This window comes from Methylococcus geothermalis (genome assembly GCF_012769535.1).
Taxonomy (GTDB): Bacteria; Pseudomonadota; Gammaproteobacteria; order Methylococcales; family Methylococcaceae; genus Methylococcus; species Methylococcus geothermalis.
Genome location: NZ_CP046565.1, coordinates 2770814 through 2784047, shown reverse-complemented (window position 1 = coordinate 2784047; position 13234 = coordinate 2770814). Strand labels below are relative to the sequence as shown.

Genomic DNA, 13234 nt, shown 5'->3' with positions numbered 1-13234 from the left:
CGGACCCGTCGCGGCAGTGAAGCGCATCGGATTCATCGCCGACACTCACGGTCTGCTGCGGCCCGAAGCCGTCGCACTGCTGGAAGGAAGCGACCTCATCGTCCATGCCGGCGATATCGGCCATCCCGGGATTCTCGACCGCCTGCGCGAATTGGCGCCGGTGGTGGCCGTGCGCGGCAACAACGACCGTGGCGCCTGGGCCGAGAATCTCCCCGAGACCGCGGTCGCCGAATGCGCCGGCCTTGCCTGCTATGTCCTGCACGACCTGCGGATGCTGGCGATCGATCCGGTGGCCGAGGGTTTCGGCGTCGTGGTCTCCGGCCATTCCCATCGCGCCAAAATCCGCGAAAGCGGCGGAGTGCTCTATCTGAATCCCGGCAGCGCCGGTCCGCGGCGTTTCAAGCTGCCGGTCAGCGTGGCGATCATCGACATCGTCTCTGGGCAGCCATCGGCCCGGATCGAAGGGATCGGCGTCTGACCGTCGATTTCAGAGCGCGTCGGCGATACGCTCCAAGGCTTCCTTGACGACCAGCCGCGGCGCGCCGATGTTGAGGCGCATGAACCCGCTGCCGGCCTCGCCGAAGCTGATGCCGGGGTTCATGCCGACGCGGGCCTTGTGCACGAAGAACTGCTTCAGCTCCGCATCGCTCATTCCCAGTTCGCGGCAATCCAGCCAGAGCAGGTAAGTGCCTTCGGCCGGAAGGGGCTGGATGGCCGGAGCGTGGCGGTCGAGGAAGTCGGCCACGAAGTCGCGGGTCTCGGCGAGATAGGGCAGCAAACGGTCCAGCCAGTCTTCGCCCTCGCGGTAGGCGGCTTCGAACGCGGTGATGCCGAAAGGCGTCGCGGCGCCGATGTGGAAGAGGTCGAAGACCTCGCGCAGGGCCTTGCGCCGGCCGGCATCCGGTACGATGAGGGCGGACAGCCCCAGCCCCGGCACATTGAAGGTCTTGGAGGGAGCGACCGCGGTCAGGACATGGGGAGGATTGTCCGCCAGCGCGGCCAGCGGCGTGTGGCGGAAGCCTGGATAGACCAGGTCGTGGTGGATCTCGTCGGACAGCACGATCATCCCGTAGCGCTCGGCGATGCGCAGCACTTCCCCCAGCTCGTCCCGTGTCCACACCCGCCCGACCGGATTGTGCGGCGAGCACAGGATCATGAGCCGGGCGCCCTCGGCGGCCCAGCGCTCCAGCCCCTCGTAGTCCATCCGGTAACGGTTCTGTTCCAGGCGCAATGGATTCAACGCCAGCCGGCGGCCGGGAACGGTGACCGCCGTAAAGAACGGATGGTACACGGGCGGCTGGATCACCACGGGGTCGCCGGGTTGGGTGAAGGCCATCACCGCGGCATGGAGCGAGGGCACCACGCCGGGGGAAAGGAGTATCCATTCCCGCCGGATTTCCCAGCCGTGGCGTTTCTTCATCCAGGCGATCAGCGCCTCGTACAGGCTGTCCGGGCAGAGTGTGTAGCCGTAAATCGGATGGGCCGCGCGTTCCATCAAGGCCCGCGTGATCGCCGGTGGCGCGGCGAAGTCCATGTCTGCGATCCACAGCGGGATCACGTCGTCGCTGCCGAAATAGGCGCCGCGCCCCTCGTATTTGACGGATGCGGTGCCCGCGCGCGGGATTTCGAGGTCGAAGTCCGAAGCCACCCGGTGTCCTCCCGGAGTCATTCAAAGGGCCTCAAGTTTAACGGATGGCGCCTTGCGCCGCTGATGGTTGGCAGGCAATGCAGCGCTTCGCAAAAGAAATAACCCACTTGGCCTCTGGGGATATAGAATTCCGCGACGGGCGGTACGTAGCCCGCTCAAGACCTCAGCATCCCGGACTATTTTGAGTGCCAGATCCATGAAAATCGCCAACAGCGTCACCGATCTCATCGGCAATACCCCCTTGGTTCGAATCCGCCGGCTCAGCGCAGGCTGCGGGGCGGAGGTCGTCGCCAAGCTCGAATTTTTCAACCCGGCCCACAGCGTCAAGGACCGCATCGGTGCGGCGATGATCGACGCCGCCGAGCAGGCCGGCCTGCTCGGCCCGGACACCGTCATCGTCGAACCCACCAGCGGCAACACCGGCATCGCCCTGGCCATGGTCTGCGCCGCGCGCGGCTACCGCTGCGTTTTGACCATGCCCGAAACCATGAGCAAGGAGCGCCGCATGCTGCTGAGGGCCTACGGCGCCGAGCTGATCCTGACGCCGGGCCCGGAAGGCATGGGCGGGGCGATCCGCAAGGCCGAGGAACTGGCGGCTTCCGATCCGAAATATTTCATGCCGCAGCAGTTCAAGAACGCCGCCAATCCGGAAATCCACCGCAAGACCACGGCGGAGGAAATCTGGCGCGATACCGATGGCAAGGTCGATATCGTCGTGGCCGGCGTCGGCACCGGCGGCACGATCACCGGGGTTGGCGAGGTGCTGAAATCGCGCAAGCCTACCCTCAGGTGCGTCGCGGTGGAGCCGGATGCTTCGCCGGTGCTGTCCGGCGGCGAGAAGGGGCCGCATCCGATCCAGGGCATCGGCGCCGGCTTCGTGCCCCCGATCCTGAATACCTCGATTTACGACGAGGTCATCCGGGTGAAGAGCGACGATGCCTTCGAATTCGCCCGGCGCGCGGCCCGCGAAGAGGGGCTGCTGGTGGGCATTTCCTCGGGCGCGGCGCTGTGGGCCGCGCTGGAACTGGCGCGCCGCCCGGAAAATGCCGGGAAGCTGATCGTGACGATCATCCCCTCGTTCGGCGAGCGTTACCTCAGCACCCCGCTGTTCGCGGATCTGGCGGACTGAAAGCTTGGATCGCGGCGTGAACCGAGGCTGCGAGTCCTGTATCTTATCGGTCCGGTGGGGCGAAGGCCCGTGTCGAAATAAGAAAACGATGGAGGAGAAGTTATGATCGGCGGCATAGTCGCAATTCTGATTGCGATCTGGTTCTACCGTTCGGCGGAAGGTCGCGGGTTGCCCGCGGTGCAATGGGCATTTGCCGGCCTGCTGGCCTATTACGTACCTCATTTCATCTGGAGCCTGGTCGTGGCCAAACCCCTGATGGCCGAGTTCCATGCCAGATCGGCCGTCATGATGGCCGGCGTGATCGGGCATTCATCCGTGGTGGTCGGCGCCTTGGTCGCCGTCGCCGTTCGCCATTATTTCTTGCTGCGGGCTCCGACCAACAGCTGAGCCAAGAAAAAGCACGGGCGGAGACCGGCTCCGCCCGTGCTTTTGTTTGAACCTTGCCTCGGCTGGTTTAAAGCTTGTCGGCGTTCTGGCTCAGGTAGGCGGCAACCCCTTCCGGGTTGGCCTTCATGCCGCTCTGGCCCTTGTTCCAGCCTGCCGGGCAGACTTCGCCATGCTCCTCGTGGAACTGCAGGGCGTCCACCATGCGAATCAGTTCGTCCATGTTGCGGCCCAGCGGCAGGTCGTTGACGACCTGGTGGCGTACGATGCCGGACTTGTCGATCAGGAAGGTGCCGCGATAGGCCACGGCCGCGCCTTCGACTTCGACGTCGTAAGCCTTGGCAATCGCATGGCTGACGTCGGCGACCAGGGTGTACCTGACCGGGCCGATGCCGCCCTTGTCGACCGGGGTGTTGCGCCATGCATTGTGGGTGAACTGGGAGTCCACGGACACGCCGATCACTTCCACGCCGCGTTTCTTCAGTTCATCGACGCGGTGATCCAGCGCGATCAGCTCCGAAGGACAGACGAAGGTGAAATCCAGCGGGTAGAACACGATGGCGGCATACTTGCCCTTGGTTTCCTTCGAGAACCAGTAGCTGTCGACGATGGTGCCGCAGCCGAGGACCGCCGCCGCCTTGAAGTCCGGGGCCGGTTTGCCTACGAGAACGCTCATTTACAAATCTCCTTTGAATGATGGACGGTGTTGACTCGCGGTGCCGGGCGAAGCCTTACGCAGTCCCGGCTACCGTGCAAATCTTGAGAGAGAGCCTGAAATCGGCAACCGAATTGTACACAAAAATACTCAGAGATAGGCTAACGCCGGCATTCACAAGGTGGAGTGCGAGAAAGCGTCCATGAGGTCCTGCCAGACCGCGCCAACCACGGGGTCCGGGAGTCCGCAGATGCGCGTGATCAGACCTCCTTCGCGGTGATAGAGCTCGACCGCGGCTCCGGATTGGCCGTCGTCGTCCTGGTCCGCCAGGTAAATTCGTCCCATCATTCGTTCTTCCAGCCCGAGGCTGAACTGATCGCTTTCGATCACGATGCGTCCGTTTTCCCGCACGCATCGGCGCAAGGGGCCCATGAACAACTGCCCCACACCCCGGCCGTTCAAATAAACCATGCAAGGCAGACCGATATGGGCGAGGAGGTCGAGGCGTTCGCATAAGGCTTCCAGGCCAAGCGCTACCCCATGCTTCATGGGGCCGCTTGGCGGCGGAACGTGCGGCGGGTGCAGATGTCCTGGATTGAGGCCGGTGGAGGGATCAGACATATGCGGCTCCGTATTCTTTCAGCGGGGGGTGGCAGGTGGACCTGCGCGTGCTTCGGACGGACATGCGATCACGCCCGTTCGAGATTCCATTCAGCAATTTAAGTGCCATGGTCGCCGCCGGCCGTTTCGGGCCGCCGAGACCGCAGGATAGGGGATCAGGATAGCGTTCGGAATTTAAGGGAGTATGACGTCCGCTGTGTGGCTTCACCCAGGAACGTGGGAAATCGCGCTGGTTCCCCCGATGCCTTTCCTCGCACTCAAGGGGACCGCGGATAGCGTCGCTCCAGGTCGGTGAGGAAACGATCGATCTGTCTGAGCCCTCCGTAAAGGAGCTTGGGCGCGCGGCGGTGCATCCAGCGTTCCATACGGTGGCCCATCCGCGGCCAGAGAATGAGCATGCCCGCGATCCAGAAGGGCGTACCGATGACGCCCGGCGCCACTTCGGCGACGATGCCGGCGGTCACCAGCAGCCAGCCGACATCACGCGGCAGGCTTTCGAGATAACGAACGACGGTTCCGGGCTCGGGCGGATCGATACACACGGGGAGCCGGGATTCGACGATGGGAATCTCCCGGCGGTCTTCGGAAACTGCCTTTGCCTGGGCTTGTCGCGTTGCCACGGGTGATTGCCGGATGTTTGGAACCTGGAGCTCTGCAGTCTGCGCCCCAGCTGTTACAGAACGATGAATTCAATCCGACGCGCTCGCATGGGGCGGAAAAAACTATCCCCGCAGGATGCGGGGATAGAGGGAATGGCGTCCGCGAAGGACCAAATCAGGTGGCCGCCAGGCCTTCCTCGGAAGAGGCGATCGCGGCCTTTGCTTCCTTCCTTTTGGCGAAGGCTTTGACTGCCGAATCCGCACCGTCGCGTACGCCTTTGGCCAGGACGCTGTTCCGGGGAATCAGGCTGCCGATCATCAGGCCACCGAACACGACGCCGTAGGTGATGCCGTAGCAGCCCGTGTAGACGGCCTTGGAGACGGTCCGGCCCACGGCGGGACCGAATGCTCCCGCGGCCTTGCGCGCCTGGCTGGCGCCCTCCTTCAGACCTTCCACGGCGACGGCGACCGCCGTGAGCGCGGTGGACTTGGAGGTTTCGGTTTCGGATGTGGCTTCCTCTGAAGTTTCCGTTGCAGAAAATTCGGGCGAGGTTTCAACGGCGCTTTCGGCACCTGTACTTTCGGAAGCTCGGGATGAAGGTCTCTTTGCCATGAATGCGTTCTCCTGCCAACACAGTTGAGCCGATTTTTCCGCCGCCACACTTTCCGAAAGTGGACGGAAGAAAGTTTTGGTTTTCGTCACGAGAAAACCCTGAAAACCAATATAACAAGATTTGGTTTTGGCGTCGTACACGTCATTGTGACGGCCGGAGCTGGCTCAGCCGTGCGGCGGTGTCCGGTGGCGCTGCCGTTGCGCCCAAAGTGCCCGCAGCCTGCGGATCAGGATAGATGAGACGTGAGCGATGACTACGACGATATTGCGGATGAGAGCCGACGCCAAGCCGCGCGCCTGCGGCCCATGGCGGTGCCAAAGCCGGAGCCATGCCGGGGGGAGGCGGGGACAATAGCGGACTACCTCGACCCGTCGCTTGTGCAGCCAGTGAATGATGCCGGTCAGGAAGAGTGCGAAGGGCACGAAACCGGCCAGAAATGCCATCGTCCGGCCGGGCGCGCCCAACAGGCTGCCGTTGTGCAAGGGGCGAATCGCGTTGACGAAGCGCTGCCCCCGGCCGAAATGGGCGGAGTTGCGGGCCTGGCGGATCTGGCCGCTGTAGGGGTCCACCCAGACGGCGGTCAGGGCGTGATGCTCTCCGGGCCGGCGGAAGTCCACCCGGTACAGGCCGTTGCTTGCACGCGGCGTCGTCACGCTGTCGACGGCGGCGTTCGGGAACAGTCCGCGCGCCATCAATATGGCTTGGGCCAGATTCAGCGGAGTGCCCGAAACGGCGGTCGAGCCGGCGATTTCTTCCGCTTCGGGCGCTTCGTGATGGCCGAAGTCCGCAGCGCCGATCGCGGTCGTCAGGACCGTGGGAAATGCCAGGTGCAGGCCGGTGAGGACTGCGGTCAGCAGAAGGGGCAGGCTGTAAATCCCGGCAACCCGGTGGAGATCGAAAATCCTGCGTTTGAAGCTCGCCCGGGATTTCAGGGTCAGCGCCTGGCGCAGGCGGTGCCTGCCGGGCAGCCCTAGCCTCAGGCCGGTGACCAGGCTGACCAGCCACGCCAATCCGGTCAGTCCGACGAGCGTCCGGCCGAACCCGCCGAGCAGCCATTGGGAGTGCAGGCGGTAGATCCAGCTCGCGGACGTATGTCCCCAGAACCGGTTCGCCAGTATTTTCCCCGTATAGGGATCGAGGGCGACCATGAGCGGCGCATACGACTCCTCGCTGGTTTCGACCGGTTTGTCGTACCAGGCGATCGCCGGGCGGTCGGGCGATTCCGGGAATTGCAGCCGCCAGGCGCCGAAGCGCCGGGGATGAGCGGCTTTCACGGCCGCCATCAACGTGTCCGGCGAGCGTTCGGCACCGGGGCGGGCGGTCACCGACAGTTCCGGATTGAGCCAGCGGTCGAGTTCGGGGCCGACCACGTTCAGGCTGCCGGTGAAACCTATGAGGACGAACAACAGCCCGAGGCTCAAGGCGAGAGTCGAATGGATCCTGAGCCAGTGCTGGCGACGGCGCCGCCGGTCGATGGTCATTCCTTGCCTCTCATGGTTCGGGGGAGGGTGAGGCCGGCGCTCGCCGGCGGTGCTCTGCGGAAAATCGTCCTGGCCGCCGGGCGGCTTCCCGGATGCCCCAGGGTTCCGGCGCTATTTCCGCTTCCAGACGTTCTTCCGCGGCATCCTCGAGTTCGTGGAAAAAGTCCAGGCCGGAGAGCGCTTCTACGGCGTCGACGCTGGTCAGGAAACGGTCCAGCGGCTCGTTGCCGGCGGCTTCCTGTGGAACCACGAAGGCCAGCAGGTACGGCTCGTCCGCCGTGCCGGGAGCGGCATAGATGCGGAAGAAGGCATCGGGGATTTCGATCCGGAAGGCCGATTTCAGCCGCTCGGTCCGGGCGTCGAACACAGGGCCGGTGATGACCCAGACGCGGTCGAACCGGCGGGTGAAATGGTCGAGTTCGACCTCTTCGAGGCGCTCCCACAGCTTCCGGTTCAGTTCCGGTTTCTGCGGAGTGACGTTGGTCATCAAGAAACTATCGAGCTGTCCCGGGCGGCCGAACAGGAGATCCATGGCGTGGTTGGGCGCCATATGTCCGCGGTCATAGCCGCTGCCGGTGTAGTCCTCGGGGGCTATCCTTGTCAGGTTGCGCCAGTCCACGCTGAAACGGGCGGGGCGGTGGTGGCCGGCCCCGGCGTGCACGACCGGCCGCAGAGCGAAGGTAACCCACAGCGGATTGCCGCGCAGTTCCGAGTACCCGAGCATGAAACCGTGGTTGCGGAGCACATGAGTCCAGGTGTACGGCTGTTGCCGGTCGATCGCGCGGGGGACGCCCAGATAGGCCATGCGGGGCCTCGCATACAAGACCTCATGGGCGTATTCGGCCAGCGCAACGACCAGAGCCAGACCCAGTGCCGGGGCGCGAAGACGCGCGGCGAGGAAACGGTCCGGGCGGGATGCGGCCCGGCGCCGGCGTGTCTCTGTTTTGGCGTGGCGTTTGGGGAAAGGAAGGAACGGCGGCAAACGGAGCGGGCTACACGCAGATGGGACAAACAGAAAAGCCGCCGAACCGGCATCGGCCGGTTGAGCGGCTTGCCAGGCGCGGAGCGCGCCGATCAGTGCTGCATGGGTTGCGCGCCCGGCACGGGTGTGGCTGCCGAGTGAGCGCCATGGGAGCCTTCGCTCGCGCCATGTCCACCGTGGCCGCCGCGCCCCGTCCCACCACCACTTTGGCCCGGACCCGCACCGCCGCCGCCGGCTCCTGCGCTGACCCCCGCGCTTTGCCGCAGGCCGATGGCCCCGCCCGAGGCTTTCGCTATGTTCTCTGCCGTTAGTCCCCCGAGGGCGATGGCTGAGTCGACCACGATCGTCGAAACGGCGGTCACGTCCTGGCGGTCGGCGATGTCGCTGGTGACCACCGCTTTGACCGGGGCCGTGGATGCCGCGTTCGGCGAGGTGGGAGTCACGGTGATGACGATCGGATAGGCCGTGCCGGCCGGGATGGTCAGTTCGAAATGGTTGGTGCCGTTCAGATCGAATGAGGTGATGACCGCCCCGTTCTTGTCGGTGACCTGCAATCGTCCTTCGTCGATCGGACCGGTCTGGTCGCTCACGTTTCCGCTGATCCGGGCTTCCGAGGTCGAAGTGGCGGGGATGGCGCTGCCGTTATCGCCGCAGCCCGCCATCATTCCGGCCAAGGCCAGCGAAAGGGCGCCGGCTTTCATGAGATGAAATGCGTTCTTGGAATTCTGCATCGCCATGTTTGTGTTAACCACTTTCCGTCTAGAACAGGGATGAATGGTCTGTTCGTCAGACCAGCGTAATGTCCGTAGGGTAGGCTCGCGACACGCGCGACGGATCGGGTGGTTTTATAGCACAACCGCGAACACAGTGTACACCGTGTGAAAACTCGCGGAAGGAGGCCGTGGGCGGGTCCTCAGGCCGACGCCGGATCGCCGGAAAGCCCGCTCCAACGACGGTATCCCATGGCCTTCGCAATCGGCTTTTCCGCAAGCTGGGCCGCCGCCTGGCGCGGCAGGCTGCCGTCGGTTTCGACGGCTTCCAATATCTTTTCCGTGTTGCGCCGGATTTTTTCCTTGATGGCGCTGAGGACCTGGGCTTTGTTGGCGCCCCGGTATTCCAATGCCGCTCCGATCAGCCCGCCGGCGTTGGCGATGAAGTCGGGGATGCAGATGACCCCTTTTTCGTGCAGATAGCGTTCCGCCGACGGCGAAAGAGAAGCGTCGGCACCTTCGACCACCAGGCGAGCCTTGAGCCGGGCGACGTTATCCTGGGTGAGGGCGTCGGCTCCGGCAGCCGGTATCCAGATGTCACAGGCCAGATCGACCGCCGCGTCCCGCTCCAGGCGCTCGCCTTCGGTCGAGTCGGCCACGCTGCCGCCGTTTTTCTTGAGTTCGATCAGGTCCCCGATATCGAGTCCTCTCGGGTGGTAGAGCGTCCCGCCCCTGTCGGAGACGCCCACCACGAGGGCGCCGTTTTCGGCGAGGTAGCGCGCGGCGTTCTGGCCAACCGCGCCGAATCCCTGGATGACCACCCTTGCGTCTTCGAGCTTGAAGTCGCAATACAGCAGCGCGACCTCGGTGGCATGGAAGAGTCCCCAGCCGGCCGCGCCGATACGGCTCAAAGCGATGCCGCCCAGTTCGCGCGGCAAACCGACCGCTCGGGCGTGTTCATCCCGGATCCAGGCCATGGTGGTTTCATCCGATCCCAGATCCGGCGCGAAGATGAACTGGTCTTCGTTGCGCAGCGCGGCCGCGAGCGCCCGGACAAGATGCTGTCTGCGGGCGGTCTGGAGGTCTTCCGGCGATGTGTGGAGCACAGCGACGCCGCCGCCATGGGGAAGGTCGGCGGCCGCACTCTTGAGGGTCATGGTGCGGGCGAGCCTGCAACACTCGCCGGTGGTCGCCGCGGGCGCGATCCGCAACCCCCCGATCGCCGGGCCCAAGGCGTTGTTGTCGATGATGACGGTGGCCTTCAGTGCGAGCGAAGGCTCCCAGACATGGATGATGCGGGCGGGGCCGAACGCGTCGGCAGGGTCGAGGATGTCCCTCATGCAAGGCTCCTGTAGGTCAGGACTGATCGTCGTCAAGCCTAACAGGCTAATCCGCCCGTATTACAATTAGCGGTGGGTTCCCGCCAAGGACGGATTCGGAAAGGGACCCGACCGCCGGGGCGGCGGGTCCTGAGACGTCAGATCGCCTGCGGCGCCTGATGGTTTTTCACTTCGCCGCGCTGGATGCGGACGTATTCTTCGAGCTGGCGCTTGAGCGCATCGAAGGCGTCGCGCAATGCGACGTAGAGGTCTTCGTGCGCCTGCTTGTCGTGATGTTCCCGGCTCACCACGAGATGCTTGTTCGGAACCGCAAGGTCGATGCGCACATGGTAGAGATTGCCTTGGTGCTGGTGGTGGTGATCGGCTTCCACGGCCACCCGGCAACTGATGATGTGGTCGCAGAACTGCTCCAGCTTGCCGGCTTTTTCGCGAATCTTGGCTTCCACCGCGTCGGAGTGTGGAATGCCACGAAACGTAATCTCCAGAGGTACTTGCATAATCGATCCCGATAACTTTTTGAATGAGTATGATCAGGGAAAAGGCGTTGGGCCGAAATCCTTCGTTATTTTCGCGTTCATGCCGAACCGGCCCGCTCTTCCCGGTCGCGAGGCGCGCTTTAAACCGCAACCTAATTGCGCATTATTGCATTGGTTCGGGGCGGTGTCGAACGCGCGCCGTCCCAAAGGGGGCTGTTCCGGCTGTGTCATGCCGGACGGGACTGCTAAAATTCGACCCCTTTCACTGGTTCTCAAGGATCTAAGACGATGGATGTGATCGTTCGCATCGCGGAGGAACTCGGCGTCCAGGCGCGCCAGGTGCGGGCGGCGGCGTCGCTGCTGGACGAAGGCGCCACCGTGCCTTTCATTGCGCGCTACCGAAAAGAGGCGACCGGCGGGCTGGATGACACCCAACTGCGCACGCTGGAGGTCCGGCTGATCTACCTACGGGAGCTGAACGACCGGCGCGAGGCCGTCCTGGCCAGCATCGCCGAGCAGGGCAAGCTGACGCCGGCGTTGGAACGGGCCATCCGCGAGGCCGACACCAAGACCTTGCTGGAAGACCTTTATCTGCCCTACAAACCGAAGCGGCGCACCAAGGCCCAGATCGCCCGCGAAGCCGGCCTGGAACCCCTGGCCGATGCGCTGCTGGCCGATCCCGGGCTCGATCCGATCGCCATGGCGGCCGGCTACGTCGACGCCGGCAAGGGCGTGGCCGATGCCGTGGCGGCGCTGGATGGCGCCCGCCAGATCCTGATGGAGCGCTTCGCCGAGGATGCGGCCCTGGCCGGCGAGCTGCGCGAGAAGGTCTGGAACGAGGGAATCCTGGTTTCATCCCTGGCTTCGGGAAAGGAGCAGGAAGGCGCGAAGTTCAAGGACTATTTCGAATACGAGGAGGCGCTTGCCAGGATTCCCTCGCACCGGGCACTGGCCCTGCTGCGGGGACGCAACGAAGACGTCCTGCTGCTGGATTTGCGGGTGGCCAAGGACGAGGAAGCCGGTCGCCGTTTCGCCGAGCATCGCATCGCCGGCACCTTCGGCATCGCCGACCGCGGCCGTCCGGCCGACTCCTGGTTGTTGGAAACCGTGCGGTTGGCTTGGAAGGTGAAGCTCCTGACCCGTATCGAACTCGATCTGATGCAGCGCCTGCGCGAGGCGGCGGAGGCCGAGGCCATCCGAGTCTTTGCCAGCAATTTGAAGGACCTGCTGCTGGCCGCGCCGGCGGGCCAGCGCGCCACGATGGGGTTGGATCCGGGGCTGCGCACCGGGGTCAAGGTCGCCGTCGTCGACGGTACCGGCAAACTGGTGGCGACCGATACGATTTATCCGCACGTGCCCAGAAACCAGTGGGACCAGTCCATCGCCACGCTGGCGGCGCTGATCGCCCGTCACGGCGTTAATCTGGTGAGCATCGGCAACGGTACCGCCTCACGCGAGACCGACCGGTTGGTGGCGGAGCTGATGCAGCGGCATCCGGCATTGCCGATCACCCGGATCGTGGTGTCGGAGGCGGGGGCTTCGGTGTATTCGGCTTCGGAACTGGCGGCGCGCGAGCTTCCCGATCTCGACGTATCCCTGCGCGGCGCGGTCTCGATCGCCCGCCGTCTGCAGGATCCGCTGGCGGAGCTGGTCAAGATCGATCCCAAGTCGATCGGCGTCGGCCAATACCAGCACGACGTCAACCCGACCCAGCTCGGCCGCAGCCTCGACGCAGTGGTCGAGGACTGCGTGAACGCCGTGGGCGTGGACGTCAACACCGCATCGGTGTCGCTGCTGCGCTATGTCTCCGGCCTGTCGCAGAGCCTGGGGCAGAACATCGTGGAATACCGCAACCAGCACGGCCCCTTCACCAACCGCGAGCAGCTGAAGAAGGTCTCGCGGCTCGGCCCCAAGGCTTTCGAGCAGGCCGCCGGCTTCCTGCGCATCGCCAACGGCGAAAATCCGCTGGATACCTCGGCCGTACACCCGGAGGCCTATCCCGTGGTAGAGAAGATCATCCAGCGTACCGGCAAGGACATCCGCGAGCTGATCGGCAACGCGGCCTTCCTGCGCAGTGTGAACGCCGAGCAGTTCACGGACGAGCGTTTCGGCTTGCCGACCGTCACCGACATCTTCCGCGAACTGGAAAAGCCCGGCCGCGATCCCCGCCCGGCGTTCACGATGGCCCGTTTCAAGGAAGGCGTCACCGAGCTCAAGGACCTCGAGCCCGGCATGAGGCTGGAAGGCGTGGTGACCAACGTCACCAATTTCGGCGCTTTCGTCGACATCGGCGTGCATCAGGACGGCCTGGTCCACATCTCCCATCTGGCGGACAAGTTCGTGCGCGATCCGCGCGAAGTGGTCAAGACCGGGGACGTGGTCAAGGTGAAGGTGGTGGAGGTGGACATTCCGCGCAAGCGGATCGCCCTGTCCATGCGCAGTGACGCGGCGCCGGCCGTCAAGGGCGACGCGTCCCAGCCGCGCCGGGAAGCAGGTGAGCCGGCCGGAAGGTCGCGCAAGCCCGCGCCGCAGGCGGCCCCGCAAGGCGCCATGGCCGAGGCGTTGGCGCAGGCTTTGAAGCGGGGGCCTTGAGTT

Annotated in this window: 14 protein-coding genes; 4 read left to right on the top strand and 10 right to left on the bottom strand. The window is 64.6% G+C overall.

The genetic code is table 11. The features are described 5' to 3' along the window. Window positions 1–16 precede the first annotated feature (16 nt). Window positions 17–478, top strand: coding sequence for a metallophosphoesterase family protein (locus GNH96_RS12945; protein WP_169604051.1), 462 nt, complete (start codon window positions 17–19; stop codon window positions 476–478). Between the two features lie 9 nt (window positions 479–487). Here GNH96_RS12945 and GNH96_RS12940 read toward each other — a convergent pair whose 3' ends face one another. Continuing rightward, on the bottom strand, window positions 488–1648 hold the full coding sequence (locus tag GNH96_RS12940; protein ID WP_169604050.1) for a MalY/PatB family protein: 1161 nt from the start codon (window positions 1646–1648) through the stop codon (window positions 488–490). Between the two features lie 196 nt (window positions 1649–1844). Here GNH96_RS12940 and cysK point away from each other — a divergent pair, with 196 nt between their 5' ends. Together cysK and GNH96_RS12930 are read left to right on the top strand one after the other, a co-directional pair. Beyond that, complete coding sequence (gene cysK / locus GNH96_RS12935) at window positions 1845–2777, top strand: cysteine synthase A (protein ID WP_169604049.1); 933 nt, start codon at window positions 1845–1847, stop codon at window positions 2775–2777. Between the two features lie 102 nt (window positions 2778–2879). Next, window positions 2880–3164: a hypothetical protein gene (locus tag GNH96_RS12930; RefSeq protein ID WP_169604048.1), complete on the top strand. Its 285-nt coding sequence runs from the start codon at window positions 2880–2882 to the stop codon at window positions 3162–3164. A gap of 67 nt (window positions 3165–3231) precedes the next feature. Here the strand turns inward: GNH96_RS12930 and GNH96_RS12925 are convergent, their stop codons facing one another. From GNH96_RS12925 to GNH96_RS12885, 9 genes are all read right to left on the bottom strand, one after another. Continuing rightward, window positions 3232–3837, bottom strand: a complete 606-nt coding sequence (locus GNH96_RS12925) for a peroxiredoxin (protein ID WP_169604047.1) — start codon at window positions 3835–3837, stop codon at window positions 3232–3234. Window positions 3838–3990: 153 nt separating this feature from the next. Beyond that, window positions 3991–4437, bottom strand: a complete 447-nt coding sequence (locus tag GNH96_RS12920) for a hypothetical protein (protein WP_169604046.1) — start codon at window positions 4435–4437, stop codon at window positions 3991–3993. A gap of 257 nt (window positions 4438–4694) precedes the next feature. Next, window positions 4695–5057: a hypothetical protein gene (locus tag GNH96_RS12915; protein ID WP_228719862.1), complete on the bottom strand. Its 363-nt coding sequence runs from the start codon at window positions 5055–5057 to the stop codon at window positions 4695–4697. Between the two features lie 154 nt (window positions 5058–5211). Next, on the bottom strand, window positions 5212–5790 hold the full coding sequence (locus tag GNH96_RS12910; RefSeq protein ID WP_228719861.1) for a hypothetical protein: 579 nt from the start codon (window positions 5788–5790) through the stop codon (window positions 5212–5214). Window positions 5791–5814: 24 nt separating this feature from the next. Next, entirely contained in the window at window positions 5815–7131 is a 1317-nt protein-coding gene (locus GNH96_RS12905; protein ID WP_169604045.1) for a PepSY-associated TM helix domain-containing protein, read from the bottom strand. 10 nt (window positions 7132–7141) lie between these two features. Then, entirely contained in the window at window positions 7142–8113 is a 972-nt protein-coding gene (locus GNH96_RS12900; RefSeq protein ID WP_169604044.1) for a DNA/RNA non-specific endonuclease, read from the bottom strand. Between the two features lie 92 nt (window positions 8114–8205). Further along, the gene (locus GNH96_RS12895) at window positions 8206–8844 is read right to left on the bottom strand and encodes a hypothetical protein (protein WP_228719860.1); all 639 of its coding nucleotides are present in this window, start codon (window positions 8842–8844) and stop codon (window positions 8206–8208) included. Between the two features lie 182 nt (window positions 8845–9026). Continuing rightward, a complete protein-coding gene (locus tag GNH96_RS12890) occupies window positions 9027–10163 on the bottom strand; it encodes a Glu/Leu/Phe/Val family dehydrogenase (RefSeq protein WP_169604042.1) in 1137 nt (378 codons plus the stop codon). 137 nt (window positions 10164–10300) lie between these two features. After that, on the bottom strand, window positions 10301–10660 hold the full coding sequence (locus GNH96_RS12885; protein WP_169604041.1) for an HPF/RaiA family ribosome-associated protein: 360 nt from the start codon (window positions 10658–10660) through the stop codon (window positions 10301–10303). A gap of 267 nt (window positions 10661–10927) precedes the next feature. On the opposite strand from GNH96_RS12885, the gene GNH96_RS12880 reads away from it, so the two are divergent. Further along, complete coding sequence (locus tag GNH96_RS12880) at window positions 10928–13231, top strand: Tex family protein (protein WP_169604040.1); 2304 nt, start codon at window positions 10928–10930, stop codon at window positions 13229–13231. The last annotated feature ends 3 nt before the right edge of the window (window positions 13232–13234 follow it).